Consider the following 20,502-nt stretch of genomic DNA (forward strand, 5'->3'; position numbering starts at 1 on the left):
CGCGAAGAGGCCCACCTGACACCACAAAAAAAACGGGAAGCGCCGGATGGGTATCGGCACTTCCCGCTCAAACTCACGCCAAGGTGTAGCAGCTTAGAACTTGGCTTCTAGGTCAACCTGCAAGGTATCGACATCGGCATTGCTGTTCGGCAATTGCGACAGGTCGGTCTTGGCCATCAGGTAGGCAGCGCCCAGCGAGAAGTTCTTGTCGATCTCGTAGCCAACCTTGAACTTGTGCCCGCGCGAACCGGTGAAGCCGTTACCGAAGTCAGAGTCGGTGAACAGGCTGACCACGGCATTACGCTGTACGTCGCGGTAGTTGTAGTCGAGGCTCCAGGCACCCACCTTGGTCTTCAGACCCGCCAGCCAGGCCTGGTCTTCGCCGTCGGTGCTCTCGGTGTTCTTCACGTACTGACCATACGCCGACAGCGGGATGGCCAGGCCGGTGAAGTCGATCTGGCCGAAGCCTTCCACCAGGTTGAACTCGTTGGTGGTGTTGCCGAACGACTGCAGAATGGTTGCTTCCTTGTCGTTATCGTAGCCGTAGATGCTTGCGCCCACGGTGAGCTTGAGCACATCTGCCGGTGCAAAGCGGGCGCCCAACTGGCCGTGGTAGACCTGTGCGTCGTGCTTGTACTGCACACCGTCACCGTCGACGTTGTCCTTGAGCGTGTACTGGCCGGCGCTGGCGAACACTTCGGCGCCGCCCAGGTCGGTCTTGTAGGTAGCGGCCACGCCTTCCGGGTTGATGTCGCTGTCCCAGATGATGTCACCCATGCTGACCCACGGCTGGGCCATCTTGCCGCCGATCAGGTGCAGGCCCGGCAGAGCGGTCGGGTGCCAGTCGAGGTAGGCCAGGTCGACCCACAGCGATTTCTTGTCGAAGTAGTTGTCCAGGCTCTGGTTGGTGGAGCGGCGATCAGCGCTGCTGCCGGTGGCGACACGGATGCCAGCGTCGACCTGCGGGTTGATCTCGCTGTAGAAGCCGACGCGAGCACGCACGCGCTGACGGTCCTGGTTGCCGCTGCTGGAGTTCGGGTCATCGACGTTGACGTCTTCGTAACGCAGGCGCACATCGCCTTTGATCTGGGTCTTGGCGGCCCAGGCGACTTTCTGTTCAAAGGAGCTCAGGCGATCGGTCTTGGCCTTCTGGTCTGCCTTTTCCTTGGTTTCCGTGGACAGGTCGGCTTGCAGCTCGTTGTACTGCGCCTGGTTGATCGAGCCATTGGCACGAAGCATTTCGAGCAGCTTGGCGTCGACTGCGGCACTGGCTGGAGTACTCAGAGCCAGCATCAGGCCGGTGAGGCTCACCCCAGTAAGTGTAGAAACAAGACGCATACGGTTCTCCCTGTTGGACAAGTGTGGGGAGGCTGTTGCGCCTTCCCCCGAGTTGGCAAGTCTTCGGAAAAGGCCTGAATAGACAGGTCGCTGGGGTTCCGGAAAACAGGCGCAAGTATTGCGGGGGGTAATGACAGAATAATGTCTATTTGATGGCGCTGACGTTAAGAACGCCCTTGCTCATTTGTCAGCCGCGCCATCCTTGCCGGATACTGAGCGTCTCATCGTCGTGAGTTGAAAGCGTGATCAGTCTGTACAGCCTTGCCCACATTCGCGATCTGCCCGCAGCGACCTGGGACGCGCTGGTGCCTGCGGGCGAACCGTTCCTGCGCCATGCCTTCCTCAGTGCATTGGAGGACAGCGGCAGTATTGCCCCGGCAAACGGTTGGGCTGCCGAGCATCTGCTGCTGGAGCGTGACGGGCAGGTGCGGGCGATACTCCCGGCGTATCGCAAGTGGCATTCGTTCGGCGAGTACGTGTTCGATCATGGCTGGGCCGATGCCTGCGAGCGGGCCGGGATCGCCTACTACCCCAAACTGCTCGGTGCGGTGCCGTTCAGCCCGGTCAGTGGCCCGCGCTTGCTGACCGCCGAGCCTGCCGATGGCCTGTTGTTGCTGCAGGCGTTGCCGGAATATCTGGGCAAGGGCGGCTTGTCGAGCGCGCATATCAACTTCACTGACAGTGCCCTGGATGCGTCCATCGGCGGCCTGCCGGGCTGGTTGGAGCGGCTGGGGTGCCAGTTTCACTGGAGCAATCGCGGCTATCGCGATTTCCAGGATTTTCTCGATACCTTGAGCTCGCGCAAGCGCAAGCAGATGCGCAAGGAACGCGAGCAGGTGCTGGGCCACGGCATCGACTTCGAATGGTACCGGGGCGATCAGTTGAGCGAGCTGCAGTGGGACTTCGTCTATCTCTGCTACGCCAATACCTACGCCGTGCGTCGACGCGCGCCATACCTGACGCGGGAGTTCTTCAGCCTGCTGGCCGAGCGCATGCCCGAGGCGATCCGGGTAGTGGTGGCGCGGCAATCAGGGCGTGAGGTGGCAATGGCCTTGAGCCTGGTTGGCGGCGATAGCCTGTATGGGCGCTACTGGGGCTGCCTGGATGAGTTTGATCGGTTGCATTTCGAGACCTGCTTCTACCAGGGCATGGACTTTGCCATTGCTGAAGGGTTGCAGCGCTTTGATGCAGGGGCCCAGGGTGAGCACAAGCTGATTCGCGGGTTCGAGCCGGTGATTACCCGGTCGTGGCACTACCTGCTGCACCCTGGCTTGCGGCGGGCAGTGGAGGATTTCCTTGGGCAGGAGCGGGAAGGGATACGGGCGTATGCCGACGAGGCGCGGGGGATGTTGCCCTATCGGCGGGACTGACTTTTGAGTTGACCGGCCTGCGCGGAATATCGCGTTAGAGTTTTGCCTTGTATCTGGCTTGAGCTCGCTGGGGGGCGCTACGCGCCCCCCAGCCTTGCTGACCACCATGATCAGATCAGGCAACAACATACAGAGCGTTGGTATGCCCTGGCCTAATCGACCCCGACAAACCCGCCGGTCTGGTGATGCCACAACCGCGCATACAACCCTTGCTGGGCAAGCAGCTCGGCATGCGTGCCGCTCTCGACGATATGCCCCTTGTCCAGCACCACCAGACGGTCCATGCGGGCAATGGTCGACAGCCGGTGAGCGATGGCGATCACGGTCTTGCCTTGCATCAGGGTCTCCAGGCTCTCCTGGATTGCCGCTTCAACCTCCGAGTCCAGCGCCGAGGTTGCTTCGTCCATGATCAGGATCGGCGCGTTCTTCAACAGCACCCGGGCGATAGCGATGCGCTGACGCTGGCCGCCGGACAGCTTCACCCCGCGCTCACCGACATGCGCATCAAAACCGGTGCGGCCCTGTGCGTCGGACAGCTGGCCGATGAAGTCGTCCGCACTGGCCCCGCGCACGGCCTCCCAGACCGCCTCTTCACTGGCCTCAGGACGACCATAGAGCAGGTTGTCGCGGATCGAGCGGTGCAGCAGCGAGGTGTCCTGGGTGATCATGCCAATCTGCGCGCGCAGGCTGGCCTGGTTGACCTCGGCAATGTTCTGGTTGTCGATCAGGATGCGCCCGCTCTCCACATCGTAGAGTCGCAGCAGCAGGTTGACCAAAGTCGATTTGCCCGCCCCCGACGGGCCGATCAGGCCAATCTTTTCACCCGGGCGGATGTCCAGGGTGAGGCCGTCAATGACCTTGCCCGCCTTGCCGTAGTTGAAGCCGACATTGTCGAAACGTACGGCACCGCGGCTGACCTTGAGCGCTGGCGCTTGGGGTTGATCGGTGACGCTGACCGGCTGGGCGATGGTCTGCAGGCCATCCTGAACCATGCCGATGTTCTCGAAAATGCCGTTGACCACCCACATGATCCAGCCCGACATGTTGACGATGCGGATTACCAGGCCGGTGGCCAGGGCAATGGCGCCGACGGTGATCAGCGACTGGCTCCACAACCACAGCGCCAACCCGGTGGTGGTGACCACCAGCAGGCCGTTGAGGGTAGTGATGACCACATCCATGCTGGTGATCACGCGGGCGGCCAGCTGGGTCTTTTCGGTCTGTTCGCTGATCGCCTCGCGGGCGTACTGTCGCTCGTAGTCGGTGTGGGCGAACAGCTTGAGGGTGGCGATGTTGGTGTAGCCGTCGACGATGCGTCCCATCAGCTTGGAGCGGGCGTCGGAGGAAATCACCGAGCGCGCCTTCACCCTGGGCACAAAGTAGTAGAGCGCGGCGATGTAGCAGCCGATCCAGATCAGCAGGGGCAGCATCAGGCGCCAGTCGGCTTCGGCAAACAGCACCAGCGAACTGATGGCGTAGATCAGCACGTGCCACAGCGCATCCACGGCCTGTACCGCCGAGTCGCGCAGGGAGTTGCCGGTCTGCATGATGCGCTGGGCGATGCGCCCGGCAAAATCGCTCTGGAAGAAGTTCAGGCTCTGCTTGAGCACGTAGTTGTGGTTTTGCCAGCGGATCATGCTGGTCATGCCCGGGCTGATGGTCTGGTGCACCAGCAAGTCATGCAGGCCAAAGAACAGCGGTCGCAACAGCAGGACCACCACCAGCATCCAGATCAGTTCGCCACTGTGCTCACTGAAGAAATTGGCATTCGGCGTGCCCTGGGCCAGATCGATGATCCGGCTCAGGTAGCCGAACATCGCCACCTCGATCAGTGCTGCGAACAGGCCGACGAACAGCAGAGCGACGAAGCTCGGCCAGACCTGGCGCAGGTAGTAGAGATAGAAGGGCCACACCGTACTCGGCGGCGCCTCGCTCGGCGCCTCGCGGAAGATGTCGATCAGTTTCTCGAAACGGCGGTACAGCATGGGCATTGCAACTCCTGTTCTACCCGACCCTCAGGCGGCTTCACATCCATGTGAGCGGCCGTGGTCAGTCGATGCGTTTGGCAGACTTGATGAACACCGGATCGGCCGGGACATCGCGCATGCCTTTTTTGGTGGTGGTCGGCGAATTGACGATCTGGTCGACCACGTCCATGCCTTTGGTGACCTTGGCGAACACCGCATAACCGGCATCGCGACCCGGGTCGAGGAAGGCGTTGTCGGCAACGTTGATAAAGAACTGGCTGGTAGCCGAGTTCGGGTTGGAGGTGCGGGCCATGGACAGGGTGCCGCGGGCGTTGTGCAGGCCATTGCTGGCTTCGTTACGGATCGGGTCACGGGTGTCTTTCTGGACCATCTGTTCGGTGAAACCACCGCCCTGGACCATGAAGCCCGGGATCACCCGGTGGAAGATGGTGTTGTTGTAGAAACCGCTGTCAACGTACTCAAGGAAGTTCTTCGTGCTGATCGGCGCTTTTTCAGCATTCAGTTCGACTTCGATCTGACCGAAGCTGGTGTCGATCAGCACGTGAGGGGTCTTGTCCGAAGCCATGACGCTGGTGGCGAAGGCGACCGAGCAGGCGGCGAGCAGGAGTTTTTTCAGCATGGGCTCAAAGATCCTTGAGAGGTGGATGCAGCTGCGAGGAAGTGCAGCAGGGTCTGGTTGAAGACCTCGGGTTGATCAAGCGGTGTAGCGTGCCGGGAATCTTCGATGACCGCCAGTCTAGCCTCGGGTATCAGGGCGACGTAGCGCTCTTTCAGTTGTATCGGGGTGTAATCGTGGTCGGCGGCGATCACCAGTGTGGGACAGCGAATCTGGCTGATGCGTTCCGCCACGCCCCAGTCGACGATGGCGTCGAAACTCTTCAGGTAGGCGCGTTTGTCGTTGCGTGCCCAGCGCTGGATCATCTTCTGCCGCAGATCGGCTTGCCCGGGTTTGGGGAACAGCCGCGCGGCCAGACCCTTGCCCACCGTTTCGACACTGAGGATGCGCGCAAGGCTCCAGCGCTTGGCCCACCAGATCCAGTCATTGCGGGTGCGCCGCTTGACCTCAGGGGCACTGTTGACGATGCACAGGCTGCGCAGCCACTGCGGGTGGTCGACGGCAAACTGGAAGCCGACCATGCCGCCCATCGACAGGCCAACGAAGTGCACGGGGCCGGTCTGCAGGTGTTCGAGCAGGGCCAGCAGGTCTTCGCTGAAGGTGGCGATCTGATAACCGTCACGCGGCTTGTCGGAGCGGCCGTGACCGCGGATGTCCATCAGGATCACTCGGTAGTGACGGCTCAGTTCAGGTAACTGCAGTTCCCAATCCTGGCAGCTCGAGCCCAGGCCGTGCAGCAGTACCAGGGGTTCGCCCTGGCCATATTGCTGGTAATGCAGCGTGCATCCTTCGTGTTCGAAATACGCCATGGGCGCCGTCCTCTCAGGCTTGTGCGGGGGCTGCGAAGGGCACGTCCAGTGGCGCGGTGTCGAAACTGCGCAGCAGGTCGATGAGGATCTGCGTCGCCGGGCCCAGGGTCTTCTCCTTGCTCGAGTAAAGGTAGAACAGTGGGTGGCGACTGCCACCTTGATCGAGCGGCAAGGGCTTGAGCACGCCGTCGCGCAGCTCGCGCTCGATCATGTGCCGCGGCAACCAGGCAAAGCCCAGCCCGCTGCCGACGAAGGTCGCCGCGGTGCCCAGGCTGCCGACCGTCCAGCGTTGCTCGGCGCCGAGCCAGCCGACGTCCTTGGGTTGGGCGCGGCCGGAGTCACGGATCACCACTTGCAACTGGCTCTCGAGGTCCTGGAAGGTGATCTCTCGTCCCAGGCGGTGCAGGCTGTGCTCGGGATGGGCGACGGCGACGAACTCCACCGAACTCAATTCGGTGCCCAGGTAGCCGGGGATGCTGAAGCTGCTGATGGCCAGGTCGGCAATGCCCTCGTGGAGCACCTCTTCGACGCCTGACAGCACTTCTTCACGCAGGCGCACGCGGCAACCGCGGCTTTGCGGCATGAACGCGCTGAGGGCGCGCACCAGGCGGGCGCTGGGATAGGCAGCATCGACCACCACGCGCACTTCGGCTTCCCAGCCTTGTTCCATGTGGTGGGCGAGGTCTTCGAGCTGGCTGGCTTGCTTGACCAGGTGGCGCGAGCGGCGCAGCAGGACATTGCCGGCTTCGGTGAGCACCGCTTTGCGGCCGTCTATGCGCAGCAGCGGCACGCCCAGTTGCTCCTGCATGCGCGCCACGGTGTAGCTGACCGACGACTGCGAGCGGTGCAGGGCGTCGGCCGCTTGGGCAAACCCGCCGTGGTCGACCACTGCCTGCAGGGTCCGCCACTGATCCAGGGTCACGCGGGGCGCTTTCATCTACGGCTCCTGTTGTCCTAAGCTGCGCGCTATCAAGGAGAGCGCACCATGAAGAAATGTTGTCTGGCATTACTGCTGTGCCTGCCCCTCGGGGCCCAGGCCTATCCGATCGACGTCGAGAAGGAGCTGACCGGGGTCAAGCTCGACTACACCACCTATGACACCGCCTACGACATCGGCAACATCACCCTGAACAACTATGGCGAGGTGGCCGCAGCGTGCCGGGTGATATTCCGCAACGGCCCCGAGGCCCCGCGGGTGCGCCGGGTCAATGTGGCGGCCAAGCAGAGCGTGGACGTTACGGCCAAGTTCAACCGGCAGATCATCAAGCTGCGGATCGCGCTGAGCTGCAAGCCGCAATAAAACTGATTAATCGATAGATTGAACCCACTTTTTACGCTTTTTTATCGATAGGTCAACCTTTAATCTCACCTCCATCGAATCGCACCCCTTTCTGCCGATGGAGGCACCCATGTCCCGCGTATTGATCATCGAAAGCAGCGCTCGCCAGCAGGACTCCGTGTCCCGCCAGCTGACCCGTGACTTCATCACGCAGTGGCACGCGGCGCATCCGGCCGACGAGATCACTGTGCGTGACCTGGCCGTGTCACCGGTGCCGCATCTGGACGCCAGCCTGCTCGGCGGCTGGATGAAGCCTGAAGAACAGCGCTCCGAAATCGAGCGTGAGGCGTTGGCACGCTCCAACCTGCTCACCGATGAGCTGCTGGCCGCCGATGTGCTGGTGATGGCCGCGCCGATGTACAACTTTGCCATCCCGAGCACGCTCAAGGCCTGGCTCGACCACGTGCTGCGTGCCGGTATCACCTTCAAATACACCCCGACTGGCCCGCAGGGGCTGCTGGCGGGCAAGCGCGCCATCGTGCTGACGGCCCGTGGCGGCATTCATGCCGGTGCCACCAGCGATCACCAGGAACCGTACCTGCGCCAGGTCATGGCCTTCATCGGTATTCATGAGGTGACGTTCATTCATGCCGAGGGTTTGAACATGAGTGGCGACTTCCATGAGAAAGGCCTGAACCAGGCCAAGGCGCAGCTGGCCTCGGTGGCCTGAGGTTTAACGAATTCCCAACCCTGACACCTGTTGCTCCTTGGGTGTGCCTGCCCGGCCATGTGATGGTCGGGCTTTTTTATGCCTGGGGTTTTTGTGTTGGCCGGTCTGGCCTCTTCGCGGGGCAAGCCCGCTCCTACAGGTCTGGGGAATGGCCAAATATTGCGGTCGACGCCGCCCCTGTAGGAGCGGGCTTGCCCCGCGAAGAGGCCCGCCCGGCCAACACCTGCCCCGACAGTTGCCCCGCCGCCAGCAACCCGCTAAGGTCGCCGCCTTGATTCACGAGAGAGCACCATGGGCTACCTGATTATCGTCGCGCTGATCCAGGCGTTTTCCTTCAACCTGATCGGCGAATACCTGGCCGGGCACGTCGACAGCTATTTCGCCGTGCTCGCTCGGGTGGTACTGGCCGGACTGGTGTTCCTGCCGCTGACTCGCTGGCGTCAGGTCGAGCCGGGCTTCATGCGCTCGATGCTGTTGATCGGCGCCCTGCAGTACGGCATCACCTACGTCTGCCTGTACCTCAGCTTCCGCGTGCTGACCGTGCCGGAGGTGCTGCTGTTCACCATCCTCACCCCACTGCACGTGACCCTGATCGAAGACGCACTCAATCGCCGCTTCAATCCCTGGGCGCTGTTGGCTGCGCTGGTGGCGGTCGCCGGCGCGGCGGTGATCCGCATGGACACCATCAGCGGCGAGTTCTTCATCGGCTTCCTGCTGCTGCAACTGGCCAACTTCACCTATGCCGCCGGCCAGGTGTTGTACCGCCACCTGGTGGCTCGCAACCCCAGCGACCTGCCGCATTACAAGCGTTTTGGCTACTTCTACCTGGGCGCGCTGCTCGTCGTACTGCCGGCGTTCCTGCTGTTCGGTAACACCGAACACTTGCCGAGCACCGATACGCAATGGCTGGTGCTGTTGTTCCTGGGGCTGGTCCCCACCGCGTTGGGCTTGTACTGGTGGAACAAGGGCGCCTGCCTGGTTTCTGGCGGTACGCTGGCGGTGATGAACAACCTGCATGTACCGGTCGGCTTGTTGCTCAACCTGCTGATCTGGAACCAGGACGAGCCGCTGGGGCGGCTGTTTATCGGCGGGACGGTGATCCTGGCATCGGTCTGGCTGAGCCGGGTTGGCAGCAAAGGGGTGGCGCCCATAGGGCGACGCGCATGAACAAAGGGGCCGCTTAGCGGCCCCTTTTTCTGTCAGGCTTCTTCCCACTGCTGCTGGCGCTGCGGCGCCAGCAGCTCGGCGGGCCGGGCCTGCAAGCCGACGCGCATGTCATTGCCGCTCGGCTGCTGATACAGGCTCAGGCCAAACTCCGGCAGCACCGCCAGCAGGTAATCGAAGATATCGCCCTGGATCCGCTCGTACTCGGCCCACACCGTGGTCGTGGTAAAGCAGTAGATCTCCAGCGGCACACCCTCGGCGCCGGTCTGCATCTGGCGGACCATGCAGGTCATGCCCTGGTGCACGTTCGGGTGGTTGCGCAGATACGCCAGGGCAAAGGCGCGGAAGGTGCCGATGTTGGTCAGCTGGCGGCGGTTGGCCGACAGCTCGGGGACCGGCCCCAGTGCTTCGTTCCAGGCCTGCAGTTCTTCACGCTTGCTGGTCAGGTAGTCGCCGAGCAGGCGTACGCCACTCAGGCGCTGTTCTTCCTCGCGGGTCAGAAAACGTACGCCGGCCGCATCGATGAACAGGCTGCGCTTGATCCGCCGGCCGCCTGATTGCTGCATGCCGCGGTAGTTGCGGAACGACTCGCTCATCAGGCGCCAGGTGGGGATGGAGACGATGGTCTTGTCGAAGTTCTGCACCTTGACCGTGTGCAGGGTAATGTCCACCACGTCACCGTCGGCGCCGACCTGCGGCACTTCGATCCAGTCACCGACATGCAACATGTCGTTGCTGGTCAACTGCACGCTGGCGACGAACGACAGCAGGGTGTCCTTGTACACCAACAGCAGTACCGCCGACATCGCGCCAAGGCCCGACAGCAGCAACAGCGGCGAACGGTCGATCAAGGTGGCAATGATGACGATCACGCTGAGCACCCACAGGACCAGCTTGGCCAACTGTACGTAGCCTTTGATCGAACGGGTGCGGGCGTGCTCGGTGCGTGCGTAGATGTCCAGCAGGGCGTCGAGCAGGCACGACACGGCCATGGTCATGAACAGCAGGCTGAAGGCCAGGGCGACGTTGCCAAGGAAGTGCTGGGCGGTGGCACCCAGTTCGGGCACCAGTTTCAGGCCGAACTGGATGATCAGTGAGGGAGAGATTTGCGCAAGGCGATGAAAGACCTTGTTATGGCGCAGGTCGTCGAGCCATTTCAGCGCCTGTTGCCGGGCCAGCAGGCGGCTGGCGTGCAGCACCAGGAAGCGCGTCAGGCGGCCGATCACCAGGGAGATCAGCAGCAGTACGGCCAAGCCGAGGGCGGCGTGCAGGGTCGGATGTTGGTCGAGGGTGCCCCAGAGGTCGAGGGTGTCGTGCCAGAGTCGTTGGATATCCATGAGCGTTGCAGCGGTCTGTATTGCGGAACGAGGGGCAATTAGAGCGCGGATCGAGGCAAAGTTGCCAAAAGAAATTCGGTTCTGGCGGCGGAAAACGTTACCCTATGCAACTTGAATTTACGCACTTGCCCGAGGTTACCCCCGTGTTTTCCCAATTCGCCCTGCATGAACGCCTCCTCAAAGCCGTGGCCGAGCTGAAATTTGTCGAGCCGACTCCGGTGCAGGCGGCGGCCATTCCCCTGGCGTTGCAGGGGCGTGACCTGCGGGTGACGGCGCAGACCGGCAGCGGCAAGACCGCAGCATTCGTCCTGCCGATGCTCAACCGTCTGACTGATCTGGGCGGGCCGCGCGTGGAGATCCGTGCATTGATCCTGCTGCCGACCCGCGAGCTGGCCCAGCAGACCCTGAAGCAGGTCGAGCTGTTCTCGCAGTTCACTTACATCAAGTCGGGCCTGGTCACCGGCGGTGAAGACTTCAAGGAGCAGGCCGCCATGCTGCGCAAGGTGCCGGACGTGCTGATCGGCACCCCGGGGCGTCTGCTCGAGCAGCTCAATGCTGGCAACCTGGACCTGTCCCACGTGCAGGTGCTGGTGCTTGACGAAGCCGACCGCATGCTCGACATGGGCTTCGCCGAAGACATGGAGCGCCTGTGCAAGGAGTGCGAGAACCGCGAGCAGACCCTGCTGTTCTCGGCCACCACCGGCGGCGCGGCGCTGCGCGACATCATCGGCAAGGTCCTGAAGAACCCTGAGCACCTGATGCTCAACAGCGTCTCGCAGTTGGCCGAAGGTACTCGCCAGCAGATCATCATGGCCGACCATGACCAGCATAAAGAGAAGATCGTCCACTGGCTGTTGGACAACGAGACCTTCCAGAAGGCGATCATCTTCACCAACACCCGTGCGCTGGCCGACCGTGTCTACGGTCACCTGGTGGCCAAGGATGTGAAAGCGTTCGTCTTGCACGGCGAGAAAGACCAGAAAGACCGCAAGCTGGCCATCGAACGCTTCAAGCAGGGCGGCTCCAAGGTGCTGGTCGCCACCGACGTGGCGGCACGTGGCCTGGACATCGACGGCCTGGACCTGGTGATCAACTTCGACATGCCGCGCAGTGGCGACGAGTACGTTCACCGCATCGGCCGTACTGGCCGTGCCGGTGGTGAAGGCCTGGCGATCTCGCTGATCACTCACAACGACTGGAACCTGATGTCGAGCATCGAACGCTACCTCAAGCAGCAGTTCGAGCGCCGTGTCATCAAGGAAGTCAAAGGCACCTACAACGGGCCGAAGAAGGTCAAGGCTTCGGGTAAGGCCGTAGGCGTCAAGAAGAAGAAGGTCGACAAGAAGACCGGCGAGAAGAAAGCCGCCGCCAAGCGCAAACCTACCGCCAAGCCGCGTCCAAACGCACCGCTGGCCAGCACAGATGGCCTGGCGCCACTGAAAAAGCGCGTACCGAAGGCTGAGTAAGTCTTCCCGCTTGTTTGCTGATTACAACACCGGCCTCTGATGAGGCCGGTGTTGTTTGCGTGGTCGGTAGGGGCAGGCGCTGATGCCAATCACTCCGCTTTCTTCTCGGCGACCTTGAGTTCCTGCAGCCTGCGGTCGATCAGCTGGCACTTGTCAGGCAGATCCTTGCTTTCGGTTGCCAGGTCCATGCCCTGCAGCTCGTCGTTGATCTCCTTGGCCTTCTGCGGATTCTGTTCGGTCAGCTGAGTGACCAGCTTGGCCAGGTCCTCGCGTTTTTGCGTGGCTTCCTCCGGCGTGCAGGCCCATGTGGGCAGCGCGCAGAGCAGGGTGGTTGCACAGGTGATGCGCAGGAGCAGTTTCATCCGTTTCATCTCCGGGTGGCTGAGTGGCTGTATCCGGTTGAGGGGGAACGGTGTTGGAAGTTCAACGGCTGTGATCACCCGGTAAGAGCTGGCAAGCCCTTTCCTGATTGTATGTAGGGCGCTTCCGGCGGACGTAATCGGCCTAGCCAGGTTCTGTTGATTTGCTCAAAAACTCCCTAGTCTCGGTGGCTACTAGGGAACTGAATTCCTGTGCGAAACCCGCGAAGACCAGAGGCTACATATCATGATCAAGCCGTCCAGAACTGAATGGAGCCGACTGGCTCAGCTGAAAGATGGAGAAATCGACACCACGGATATCTCCGCGCTCACTGAGAAATTCTTCCGCCAGGCAGAGCTGCGCTTGCCTTTCAAGCAAGCAGTGACGATTCAACTTGATCCTGTATACAGACCTGATCCCATGATTAAGCCTACGGTTAGCAGTTGAGGGCTGAATGAAGTGCTCAAGGCATCAACGAGCAGGATGCGGCCGTGCCGTCATATCAACGCCAAGCGCCTTCATCACCGCCAGGAATGTTTTCAGAGTCGGATTACCTTGCGCGCTGAATGAGCGATACAACTGTTCTCGAGACAACCCGGTCTCTCTAGAAAGCTCAGTCATCCCCTTTGCCCTGGCGACTACTCCCACCGCTTTAGCCACATATGCAGCGTCTCCGGTTTCCAAGGCGTCTGACATGAATTCTGCGATGGCTTGCGGATCAGTAAGATAGCGAGCCGGATCAAACTCGGTAAACGTCTCAGTCATTTTGCATTCTCCATAACCGCAGGATCTGATGCGCGACATGAATGTCACGGCTTTGGCTGCCCTTATCGCCACCACACAGCAAGATCACCCAAGTGTCCCCGGACTGGTGAAAGTAGACACGATAGCCGGGACCATGATGGATTCGCAGCTCGCTGATCCCTTGTCCCACGGGGGCAACGTCGCCTGGGAGTCCTTCAGTCAGGCGGTTGATTCGGGAAACAATTCGAGCTTTTCCGGCGTTGTCCTTCAGCCTGGCAAGCCAATGTTTGAACGTACTGGACTCGATTTTTTTCATCGAGCGATCGTAGTTTAAAAAATACAGCTGGCCTATGCAATCGCTTCTCTAACCGCTGTGGGAAAGATCTCCAGCACCAGTCAGTTCAATCATTCACTACAACCCGCAGACTGATCATCCATCTGAACGCTCACCACGCCCCACAGGTCCCAAGCTGTGTAACCCCCTCCGTTCACAGCAGGAGCCAACCTCCATGAGCAGCTACGACTGGGATCTGATCCAACGCCTCCTGCACGAAGTGCAGAACGGCGCTGAGCAAAGCTTCACCCCGCGCCCCTATGCCGAGCAGCATGCCGCTGCACTGGCCGCTGCCGGTCAGCCGGTCGGCGATCTCGACCAGTTGAAAACGCGTGCCTGCGAGTACGAGAAGATCCTCCTCGAGCGCGGCTACATCGACAGTCGGCCGACCGAGGAGGGCGGTAATGGCGCCAATTACGTGCTGACCGAGCGCGGTTCACGCTTGCTGAGTCTGATCGATAGCAGTATTCCCGGTTTCGAACACCCCCGTCAGGTCTTGGACGAGCAGCACGACCCTTTGGACGAAAGTACCTTCGAGCAGGTGTCGGCCAAGGCGCAGATTGCCGGCGGCGCAATTTAGGCTGGAAGGCTGACCAATAGCACCCGATAATCGGCAGTGGATCCCATTTCCCTGCCGAGCCTTGCCAATGCCATCGCCCTTCCAAGGAGCGCGCCCATGAGCGCGGTCCGCAAGAACCCCGACGCCTTTGCCCTGCAAGTGATGCTTGCGCTGTGCCTGGTCTGGGGCTGTCAGCAGGTGCTGATCAAGTGGGCTGCAGTGGACATCGCGCCGGTCATGCAGGCCGCTTTGCGCTCTGGCATCGCCGCTGTTTTGGTGGGTGTGCTGATCTGTTGGCGCGGCGGCTGGGGCCAGGTAGGCACGACCTGGCGTGGGGGCTTGCTGGCGGGGGCGTTGTTTGGGCTGGAGTTCTTGTTCATCGCCGAGGGGCTGAAACTCACCTCGGCAGCGCACATGTCGGTGTTTCTCTACACCGCGCCGGTGTTTACCGCGCTCGGCCTGCACTTCATGCTGCCCAGCGAACGCCTGCGCTTGTTGCAGTGGCTGGGCATTGTGGTGGCTTTTGCAGGGATTGCCACCGCCTTTGCGGGCGGCCTGCAACTGGACCATATCGATGGGCGTACCTTGCTCGGTGATGCGTTCGGCGTGCTGGCCGGCCTGGCTTGGGGCGCGACTACGGTGGTGGTGCGTGGCTCACGGCTTTCAGAGGCGCCAGCGACGCTGACGTTGTTCTATCAGCTGATGGTGGGTTTTGTCGGGCTGCTGTTGATTGCCCTGCTCAGCGGGCAGATCGGCCAGGTATCGCTGACGCCGCTGGCCATTGGCAGTGTGTTGTTTCAGGGGCTGGTGGTTTCGTTTGTAAGCTACCTGACCTGGTTCTGGCTGCTGCGCAAATACCTGGCTTCGAACCTGGCGGTGTTCTCGTTCATCACGCCGTTGTTCGGGGTGACCTTCGGTGTACTGCTGTTGGGTGAACCGCTGAGCGTGAATTTTGTGCTGGGGGCGGTGATGGTGCTGTTTGGCGTTGTATTGGTCAGCGCTGAGCCTTGGGTGCGTAAGCAACTGCGCAGAGTCGTCGGATAAGTCGTGGCTGTGCCGGCCTCTTCGCGGGGCAAGCCCGCTCCTACAGGTTTCGAGTCGATCAGATGATCCCGGTCACTCCCCAATCCTGTAGGAGCGGGCTTGCCCCGCGAAGAGGCCGGCACAGGCGCCTGCCCCCTCAGGACACTGCACGCATCCCCACCTGACACGCCGCACGCTGGCTACTGCCAATCAGGACCAGCACCCCGGCCAGCCCCAGCCCACTCGCGGCCAGGATCAGCGCCGGTTGCAAGCTCCCGCTGTAATGATTGCTCAGCGCCGCCAAGAGCGGCCCGCTCAACTGACCCAGTGCAAAGCAGGCCGTCAACAGCCCGGCATTACGCTGCGTAGCCTGCGGCGCCAACTCCCGTGAGCGCTGCATCACCAGCTGCATGCAGGCCAGGAACGGCCCGCCGCAGAGCAGCACGCCCAAGCCCAGACCAAGGCCATCGCCCATCAGGCAGGCCAGTACGCCCAGGCCCTGCAGCCAGAGTGTCACTGTCAGCCAGCCGCGGGTGCTACCGGTGCGGCGCAGGCTGACCACGACCACCCCGAGTGCCGCTGCCAGGCCAAAGGCCGGCCAGAACAGGTCGGCCAGCCAATGGCCAGGGAAGCGCTGGTTGGCCATCTGCGACAGGAAGGTGGCCGGCAGGATGTAACCGACCCCGTACAAGGCGTACACCAGCCCCAGCCGAGCAATGCCTGGGCTGCGTGTGGCAGCCATCTGCACGGTGCTGGTCGCCACGGCAGGCGTCTGGGCCTGCGGCAGCCAGGGCCGTACGGCCAGCAACATGACCAGCGCCGCCACCGCGTAGATCAGCCACAGTGCAGCTGAGCCCATGCCGAGCAAGTGCGCCGCCAGGGCCAGCAAGCCGGTCAGAGCGATGCCGAGGCCCGGGCCGGCGAACACCAGCGCGCCAAGACGCGGTGTGCCATGGGCGGCAGCCAGTTTTTGGGTAAGGCTGGTAATCATCACCAGCACCCAGGCGCTGGCCACGCCGGTACCCAAGCGCAGCAGCAGGTGGCTCCAGAAGCCTGATACCGCCCATGACGCGAGGGTCAACAGCACACACAGCCACAGCCCTGCATGCAGGCGCAGCCGCACTTGCGCAGGCCGTCGGGCAAACATGGCGTCGACTGCGCCAAGAAAATAGCCGAGGTAATTGGCTGCGGCCACCAGGCCCGCAGCCGTCAGGTCGAACTGCCCTTCGGCAATCAGGGTGGGCAGTTGGGGGGTCAGGGCGAAGCGGCCGATGCCCATGGCCATCATCAGGGCCACGGCACTGGCGAGCAATTGTACGAACGGCGACATGAGAAAGGCTCCTGCGCTGGGGTGAGCGATGAACAGCAGGGTAGGTTGTAATGGTCTTCAATAAAATTGAATAATCGTGATCAAGTTGTTCTGTTTTGGAGAATGGCATGGAATTCAGTCAGCTTCGCATCTTCCAGGCGGTCGCCGAGGAGGGCTCCCTGACCCGCGCTGCCGAGCGCCTGCACCGGGTGCCGTCGAACCTGTCGACACGCCTGCGTCAGTTGGAAGAACAACTGGGCGTCGAGCTGTTTCTGCGCGAGCGCCAGCGCTTGCAGTTGTCGCCGGCAGGCAAGGTGCTGCTGGATTACGCCCACCGTTTGTCGGTTTTGCGCGAAGAGGCGCTCTCGGCGGTCAGGGGCGGCCAGCCGGCAGGTGACTTCGCCCTCGGGACGATGTACAGCACTGCGGCAACCCATTTGCCGCCGCTACTGGCCCGCTATCACCAGCTCTACCCGGCAGTGAACCTGCAGGTACAGGCGGCGCCCAGTGGCGACTTGTTCGAAGGCTTGATGAGCCACCGGCTGGATGCCGCGCTGGTTGATGGCCCGCCGAGCCTGGCCGGGCTGGACGGCGTGCCGTTGTGTGAGGAAGTACTGGTGCTGATCACCAGCTGCGAGCACCCCGAGGTGCGCAGCGCCCGCGATGTGGCGGGTCGGGCGGTGTTCACCTTCCGCCAGGGCTGCTCGTACCGCATGCGCCTGGAAGCCTGGTATGCCCACGACCACACGCCTATGGGGCGGGTCATGGAGATCGAGTCGTACCAGAGCATGCTCGCCTGTGTGATTGCCGGGGCGGGGGTGGCGTTGATGGCACAGTCGATGCTCGACAGCCTGCCAGGGCGCGATCAGGTACGCGTGCATCGGCTGCAAGCGCCGTTCGATCAGGCGGTCACCTGGCTGATGTGGCGACAGGGCATGTGCGGGGCAAATTTGCAGGCCTGGATCGACCTGCAACAAGGTGAAACAGTTGACCGGCGGTCGGAAGCCCCCGCGACAACTTGATCCGGATCAAAATTGCCCATATCCGTAAGATCAGGCGTAGGCGTAGTACAGGACATCGGACTATGATCTGTATGAAGCATCGCAGGATTGATTCGCCGTGAGGCTGACCCGTGAAGGGGGCACTATGAAAACACCACTGTTCAACTGGCTCCATGACCTGGGGGTAGCCTTGGGTTTGATTCCACCACCCCTGCAGCCGGTACCGATACCGACTGACGAAGAGCAACGCAAACGCCAACCTCGGCGGCGTTGAAACCACCAGAGCCGCCGTGTCGTTGGATACTGCGGCTTTTTTGTGGCTCTTTACCAGGTGGGCTTGCCCTGCGAAGAGGCTGGCACCGACAAAACAAACAAGAAGGCCGCCGCATCTCAAGATGCCGCGGCCTTTTTGTTTGTGCCTCTACCTGACTATCAGGCCAGCTTCGCTGCCACCAGCGACCGCCGCGACATCAGGCTGACCAGCACAAAGCTCACCAAGCCAATCGCCAGGCTGTAGTAGATCGGCGTGTTGGCATCCAGGCCATCCTTGAACATGAACAGCAGCGCGGTAGCAAAGCCCAGCGACATGCTGCAGATAGCGCCGGCAGTGGTGGCGCGCTTCCAGAAGATCGCCCCCATCAGCGGGATCAGCATGCCGCCGACCAACAGGTTGTAGGCCAGGGTCAGCGCGCTGATCACGTCATTCACCGCCAGGGCGATACCCAGCACCACCAGGCCGGTGAGCAGGGTGAACAGACGGCTCATGGCCAGGCTCGATTGCTTGCCGCCGCGCAGCTTGGGCAGCAGGTCCTCGGTAATGGTGGTGGACGCGGCCAGCAGGCCGGCACTGGCAGTGGACATCATTGCTGCCAGCGCAGCGGCCATCAGCAGGCCACGAATGCCGTCGGGCAGGGTGGCTTTGATCATCGCCGCGAAGGCGTTGTTCGGGTTGGCCAGGTCCGGCATCAGCACATGCGCTGCCATGCCGATCAGGGCGCAGGCCAGGCCATACACGACGCAGTAGACACCGGCGGTAGTGCCTGCGCGCTGGCAGACCTTGGCGTCACGCGCGGTGAACACCCGCTGCCAGATATCCTGGCCAATCAGGATGCCAAAGAAGTAGATCAGGAAGTAGGTGATGATGGTGTCCCAACCGATCGTGGTCCAACTGAAGCTGGACGCCGGCAGTTGCGCCACCAGTTGATCCCAGCCGCCGACTTTGTACAGGCATACCGGCAACAGGATGAACATCAGGCCAACGGTCTTGATCACGAACTGGACGATGTCGGTCAGGGTCAGCGACCACATTCCGCCAATCGTCGAATACACCACCACAACACCGCCACCGAGCAGCAGCGACAGCCAGAACGGCAGGTCGAGCAAGACTTCCAGCACGGTGCCCATGGCCAGCGTCGAGGTGACGCCGATCATCAGCGCGTACGCCAGCATGATGACCGCACTGGCCTGGCGCGCCATGGGGTTGTAGCGACGCTCCAGCACCTGGGTCACGGTGAGGATGCGCAGGCGCAGCAATGGTTTGGCCAGGAACAGGTTCAGGGCGATGATCCCCAGGCCCAGCGCGGCGCACAGCCAGAAGCCGGAAATGCCGTGGACGTAGCCCAGGCGCACGGTGCCAACGGTCGAGGCACCGCCCAACACGGTCGTGGCCATGGTGCCCATGTACAGGGTCGGGCCGAGGTTGCGCCCGGCGACCAGGTAGTCTTCGTGGGTCTTTGCACGGCGCATGCCGTACCAGCCAAGCGCGAGCATGCCGGCGGCATAGATCAGTACAACAATGATGTCCAAGGCCATTGGGGGTCTCCCGATTATCTTTATTATGGCGAGATCGACCGTCCGGACGGGTGCACGGTGCCCGGCGGTCTGTTCTTGTGTTGGCGGGCCTCACTGCCCTGGTGCTGCTCCAGCCGCTGAGGGATCAGCGGTGCGCTACGCCCGGCAGTACACAAAGCATCTCGAACAGCAGGTTGGCCCCCAGCAACGAGGTGTTGCCGGTGGTGTCGTAGGGCGGCGAGACCTCGACCAGGTCACAGCCGATCAGCTCCAGGCCTTGGCAGCCGCGGATGATCTCGATTGCCTGGATGGTGGTCAAGCCACCGATTTCCGGAGTGCCGGTACCTGGAGCCCAGGCCGGGTCGATGCCGTCGATGTCGAACGACAGGTACACCGGGCCACCCCCGACCTTCTCGCGCACTTCGGCCATCAGCGGTTCCAGCGACTTGTGCCAGCACTCCTCAGCCTGAACCACGCGGAAGCCCTGGTTGCGGCTCCAGTTGAAGTCCTCGGCGGTGTAGCCCTGGGCGCGCAGGCCGATCTGCACCACACGGTCGCAGTCCAGCAGGCCTTCTTCGACAGCGCGGCGGAAGGTGGTGCCATGGGCGATCTTCTCGCCGAACATGTGATCGTTGACGTCGGCATGGGCATCGATGTGGACCAGGCCGATCTTGCCGTGCTTCTTGTGCAGGGCACGCAGGATCGGCAGGGTGATCGTGTGGTCGCCACCGAGGGTCAGCGGGATGACATTATGCTCGACAATGGTGTCGTAGGCTTCTTCGATGATGCGCACGGCGTCGAGCAGGTTGAAGGTGTTGATCGCGACGTCGCCGATGTCGGCAATCGACAGCGAGTCGAACGGTGCGGCGCCGGTAGCCATGTTGTAGGGGCGGATCATGACCGACTCGGCACGGATCTGCCGTGGGCCGAAGCGCGTACCCGAACGCAACGACGTGCCGATGTCCAGAGGCACGCCGACGAATGCGGCGTCCAGGCCTTCGGCCGTTTGCAGGTGGGGCAGGCGGAGCATGGTGGCGATGCCGCCGAAACGCGGCATTTCGTTGCCGCCCAGTGGTTGGTGGAGAGTCTTGTCCACGGTGGGCCTCATCAGTCGGTCGATTGTTTTGTTTGTTCGAACCTGTGCCGCCGCGCGCCAAGCGGGCGCAGAGTGCCGGCGGCTAGGGACATTTCGGCCAGTCTGCGCAAGGTAGTGCTTGGAAAGAATCGCTACCGGCAAATACTTACTTCAGGATTTTCTAAACTAATCATCCGGCCTCGGTTAGA

Annotated in this window: 21 protein-coding genes and 1 pseudogene; 10 read left to right on the forward strand and 12 right to left on the reverse strand. The window is 62.0% G+C overall.

The window, feature by feature from the left end:
• Nucleotides 1-93: 93 nt before the first annotated feature.
• Nucleotides 94-1,338, reverse strand: a complete 1,245-nt coding sequence (locus J3B00_RS09180; protein ID WP_209866917.1) for a putative porin — start codon at nucleotides 1,336-1,338, stop codon at nucleotides 94-96.
• Between the two features lie 242 nt (nucleotides 1,339-1,580).
• On the opposite strand from J3B00_RS09180, the gene J3B00_RS09185 reads away from it, so the two are divergent.
• Nucleotides 1,581-2,708, forward strand: coding sequence for a GNAT family N-acetyltransferase (locus tag J3B00_RS09185; RefSeq protein WP_209866920.1), 1,128 nt, complete (start codon nucleotides 1,581-1,583; stop codon nucleotides 2,706-2,708).
• Between the two features lie 152 nt (nucleotides 2,709-2,860).
• Here J3B00_RS09185 and J3B00_RS09190 read toward each other — a convergent pair whose 3' ends face one another.
• The 4 genes from J3B00_RS09190 to J3B00_RS09205 form a co-directional block, all read right to left on the reverse strand.
• Nucleotides 2,861-4,693, reverse strand: a complete 1,833-nt coding sequence (locus J3B00_RS09190) for an ABC transporter ATP-binding protein (protein ID WP_209874704.1) — start codon at nucleotides 4,691-4,693, stop codon at nucleotides 2,861-2,863.
• A 64-nt stretch (nucleotides 4,694-4,757) separates the two neighbouring features.
• The gene (locus J3B00_RS09195) at nucleotides 4,758-5,315 is read right to left on the reverse strand and encodes a peptidylprolyl isomerase (RefSeq protein WP_209866922.1); all 558 of its coding nucleotides are present in this window, start codon (nucleotides 5,313-5,315) and stop codon (nucleotides 4,758-4,760) included.
• Complete coding sequence (locus tag J3B00_RS09200) at nucleotides 5,309-6,121, reverse strand: alpha/beta hydrolase (RefSeq protein ID WP_209866925.1); 813 nt, start codon at nucleotides 6,119-6,121, stop codon at nucleotides 5,309-5,311. Before J3B00_RS09200 ends, J3B00_RS09195 begins: the two co-directional genes overlap by 7 nt.
• 13 nt (nucleotides 6,122-6,134) lie before the next feature.
• The gene (locus J3B00_RS09205) at nucleotides 6,135-7,058 is read right to left on the reverse strand and encodes a LysR family transcriptional regulator (RefSeq protein WP_209866927.1); all 924 of its coding nucleotides are present in this window, start codon (nucleotides 7,056-7,058) and stop codon (nucleotides 6,135-6,137) included.
• Between the two features lie 48 nt (nucleotides 7,059-7,106).
• Between J3B00_RS09205 and J3B00_RS09210 the strand changes: the two genes are divergently transcribed.
• The 3 genes from J3B00_RS09210 to J3B00_RS09220 all read left to right on the forward strand — a co-directional run bounded on the left by J3B00_RS09210 (nucleotide 7,107) and on the right by J3B00_RS09220 (nucleotide 9,297).
• Nucleotides 7,107-7,421 carry a 3-phosphoglycerate kinase gene (locus tag J3B00_RS09210; protein WP_209866929.1) on the forward strand — a complete coding sequence of 105 codons (315 nt, stop codon included), beginning with the start codon at nucleotides 7,107-7,109 and terminating at the stop codon, nucleotides 7,419-7,421.
• Between the two features lie 109 nt (nucleotides 7,422-7,530).
• Complete coding sequence (locus J3B00_RS09215) at nucleotides 7,531-8,130, forward strand: FMN-dependent NADH-azoreductase (RefSeq protein ID WP_209866931.1); 600 nt, start codon at nucleotides 7,531-7,533, stop codon at nucleotides 8,128-8,130.
• Nucleotides 8,131-8,421: 291 nt separating this feature from the next.
• Complete coding sequence (locus tag J3B00_RS09220) at nucleotides 8,422-9,297, forward strand: carboxylate/amino acid/amine transporter (RefSeq protein ID WP_209866933.1); 876 nt, start codon at nucleotides 8,422-8,424, stop codon at nucleotides 9,295-9,297.
• Between the two features lie 32 nt (nucleotides 9,298-9,329).
• Here J3B00_RS09220 and J3B00_RS09225 read toward each other — a convergent pair whose 3' ends face one another.
• Complete coding sequence (locus J3B00_RS09225; protein WP_209866936.1) at nucleotides 9,330-10,631, reverse strand: mechanosensitive ion channel family protein; 1,302 nt, start codon at nucleotides 10,629-10,631, stop codon at nucleotides 9,330-9,332.
• 104 nt (nucleotides 10,632-10,735) lie between these two features.
• Between J3B00_RS09225 and J3B00_RS09230 the strand changes: the two genes are divergently transcribed.
• A complete protein-coding gene (locus J3B00_RS09230; protein WP_209866938.1) occupies nucleotides 10,736-12,097 on the forward strand; it encodes a DEAD/DEAH box helicase in 1,362 nt (453 codons plus the stop codon).
• Between the two features lie 89 nt (nucleotides 12,098-12,186).
• Here the strand turns inward: J3B00_RS09230 and J3B00_RS09235 are convergent, their stop codons facing one another.
• Nucleotides 12,187-12,459 (reverse strand): hypothetical protein, encoded by a 273-nt coding sequence (locus tag J3B00_RS09235; RefSeq protein ID WP_209866941.1) that lies wholly within the window; start codon nucleotides 12,457-12,459, stop codon nucleotides 12,187-12,189.
• A 244-nt stretch (nucleotides 12,460-12,703) separates the two neighbouring features.
• Here J3B00_RS09235 and J3B00_RS09240 point away from each other — a divergent pair.
• A pseudogene (locus J3B00_RS09240) lies at nucleotides 12,704-12,856 on the forward strand (3-oxoacyl-ACP synthase); the annotation flags it as partial.
• A gap of 72 nt (nucleotides 12,857-12,928) precedes the next feature.
• On the opposite strand, the gene J3B00_RS09245 reads toward J3B00_RS09240, so the two are convergent.
• Complete coding sequence (locus tag J3B00_RS09245; protein WP_209866946.1) at nucleotides 12,929-13,222, reverse strand: addiction module antidote protein; 294 nt, start codon at nucleotides 13,220-13,222, stop codon at nucleotides 12,929-12,931.
• On the reverse strand, nucleotides 13,215-13,517 hold the full coding sequence (locus J3B00_RS09250; RefSeq protein WP_209866948.1) for a type II toxin-antitoxin system RelE/ParE family toxin: 303 nt from the start codon (nucleotides 13,515-13,517) through the stop codon (nucleotides 13,215-13,217). Before J3B00_RS09250 ends, J3B00_RS09245 begins: the two co-directional genes overlap by 8 nt.
• Before the next feature lie 193 nt (nucleotides 13,518-13,710).
• Between J3B00_RS09250 and J3B00_RS09255 the strand changes: the two genes are divergently transcribed.
• Both J3B00_RS09255 and J3B00_RS09260 read left to right on the forward strand, forming a co-directional pair.
• On the forward strand, nucleotides 13,711-14,115 hold the full coding sequence (locus J3B00_RS09255; RefSeq protein WP_209866951.1) for a transcriptional regulator: 405 nt from the start codon (nucleotides 13,711-13,713) through the stop codon (nucleotides 14,113-14,115).
• Between the two features lie 96 nt (nucleotides 14,116-14,211).
• Nucleotides 14,212-15,138 (forward strand): DMT family transporter, encoded by a 927-nt coding sequence (locus J3B00_RS09260; RefSeq protein WP_209866952.1) that lies wholly within the window; start codon nucleotides 14,212-14,214, stop codon nucleotides 15,136-15,138.
• Nucleotides 15,139-15,274: 136 nt separating this feature from the next.
• On the opposite strand, the gene J3B00_RS09265 is transcribed toward J3B00_RS09260, so the two are convergent.
• Complete coding sequence (locus J3B00_RS09265; protein WP_209866953.1) at nucleotides 15,275-16,447, reverse strand: YbfB/YjiJ family MFS transporter; 1,173 nt, start codon at nucleotides 16,445-16,447, stop codon at nucleotides 15,275-15,277.
• A gap of 107 nt (nucleotides 16,448-16,554) precedes the next feature.
• Here J3B00_RS09265 and J3B00_RS09270 point away from each other — a divergent pair, with 107 nt between their 5' ends.
• The gene (locus J3B00_RS09270) at nucleotides 16,555-17,448 is read left to right on the forward strand and encodes a LysR family transcriptional regulator (RefSeq protein ID WP_209866954.1); all 894 of its coding nucleotides are present in this window, start codon (nucleotides 16,555-16,557) and stop codon (nucleotides 17,446-17,448) included.
• 124 nt (nucleotides 17,449-17,572) lie between these two features.
• Nucleotides 17,573-17,701, forward strand: coding sequence for a PA1414 family protein (locus J3B00_RS26790; protein WP_281075133.1), 129 nt, complete (start codon nucleotides 17,573-17,575; stop codon nucleotides 17,699-17,701).
• 158 nt (nucleotides 17,702-17,859) lie between these two features.
• Here the strand turns inward: J3B00_RS26790 and J3B00_RS09275 are convergent, their stop codons facing one another.
• Nucleotides 17,860-19,239, reverse strand: coding sequence for a sodium:solute symporter (locus tag J3B00_RS09275; RefSeq protein ID WP_209866955.1), 1,380 nt, complete (start codon nucleotides 19,237-19,239; stop codon nucleotides 17,860-17,862).
• Between the two features lie 124 nt (nucleotides 19,240-19,363).
• Nucleotides 19,364-20,314: an agmatinase gene (gene speB / locus J3B00_RS09280; protein ID WP_209866957.1), complete on the reverse strand. Its 951-nt coding sequence runs from the start codon at nucleotides 20,312-20,314 to the stop codon at nucleotides 19,364-19,366.
• Nucleotides 20,315-20,502: the final 188 nt, after the last annotated feature.

The sequence above is a fragment of the Pseudomonas sp. BP8 genome (assembly GCF_017875955.1).
In the GTDB taxonomy this organism is placed as follows: Bacteria; Pseudomonadota; Gammaproteobacteria; order Pseudomonadales; family Pseudomonadaceae; genus Aquipseudomonas.

What these genes read in the sequence shown, in the direction of transcription:
- J3B00_RS09270 (WP_209866954.1), top strand. Translation starts at nt 16,555, where the DNA reads ATGGAATTCAGTCAGCTTCGCATCTTCCAGGCGGTCGCCGAGGAGGGC.
- J3B00_RS09215 (WP_209866931.1), top strand. Translation starts at nt 7,531, where the DNA reads ATGTCCCGCGTATTGATCATCGAAAGCAGCGCTCGCCAGCAGGACTCC.
- J3B00_RS26790 (WP_281075133.1), top strand. Translation starts at nt 17,573, where the DNA reads ATGAAAACACCACTGTTCAACTGGCTCCATGACCTGGGGGTAGCCTTG.
- J3B00_RS09275 (WP_209866955.1), bottom strand. Translation starts at nt 19,239, where the DNA reads ATGGCCTTGGACATCATTGTTGTACTGATCTATGCCGCCGGCATGCTC.
- J3B00_RS09190 (WP_209874704.1), bottom strand. Translation starts at nt 4,693, where the DNA reads ATGCTGTACCGCCGTTTCGAGAAACTGATCGACATCTTCCGCGAGGCG.
- J3B00_RS09230 (WP_209866938.1), top strand. Translation starts at nt 10,736, where the DNA reads ATGCAACTTGAATTTACGCACTTGCCCGAGGTTACCCCCGTGTTTTCC.
- J3B00_RS09260 (WP_209866952.1), top strand. Translation starts at nt 14,212, where the DNA reads ATGAGCGCGGTCCGCAAGAACCCCGACGCCTTTGCCCTGCAAGTGATG.
- J3B00_RS09210 (WP_209866929.1), top strand. Translation starts at nt 7,107, where the DNA reads ATGAAGAAATGTTGTCTGGCATTACTGCTGTGCCTGCCCCTCGGGGCC.
- J3B00_RS09235 (WP_209866941.1), bottom strand. Translation starts at nt 12,459, where the DNA reads ATGAAACTGCTCCTGCGCATCACCTGTGCAACCACCCTGCTCTGCGCG.
- J3B00_RS09225 (WP_209866936.1), bottom strand. Translation starts at nt 10,631, where the DNA reads ATGGATATCCAACGACTCTGGCACGACACCCTCGACCTCTGGGGCACC.
- J3B00_RS09180 (WP_209866917.1), bottom strand. Translation starts at nt 1,338, where the DNA reads ATGCGTCTTGTTTCTACACTTACTGGGGTGAGCCTCACCGGCCTGATG.
- J3B00_RS09195 (WP_209866922.1), bottom strand. Translation starts at nt 5,315, where the DNA reads ATGCTGAAAAAACTCCTGCTCGCCGCCTGCTCGGTCGCCTTCGCCACC.
- J3B00_RS09265 (WP_209866953.1), bottom strand. Translation starts at nt 16,447, where the DNA reads ATGTCGCCGTTCGTACAATTGCTCGCCAGTGCCGTGGCCCTGATGATG.
- J3B00_RS09205 (WP_209866927.1), bottom strand. Translation starts at nt 7,058, where the DNA reads ATGAAAGCGCCCCGCGTGACCCTGGATCAGTGGCGGACCCTGCAGGCA.
- J3B00_RS09200 (WP_209866925.1), bottom strand. Translation starts at nt 6,121, where the DNA reads ATGGCGTATTTCGAACACGAAGGATGCACGCTGCATTACCAGCAATAT.
- J3B00_RS09220 (WP_209866933.1), top strand. Translation starts at nt 8,422, where the DNA reads ATGGGCTACCTGATTATCGTCGCGCTGATCCAGGCGTTTTCCTTCAAC.
- J3B00_RS09255 (WP_209866951.1), top strand. Translation starts at nt 13,711, where the DNA reads ATGAGCAGCTACGACTGGGATCTGATCCAACGCCTCCTGCACGAAGTG.
- J3B00_RS09245 (WP_209866946.1), bottom strand. Translation starts at nt 13,222, where the DNA reads ATGACTGAGACGTTTACCGAGTTTGATCCGGCTCGCTATCTTACTGAT.
- J3B00_RS09250 (WP_209866948.1), bottom strand. Translation starts at nt 13,517, where the DNA reads ATGAAAAAAATCGAGTCCAGTACGTTCAAACATTGGCTTGCCAGGCTG.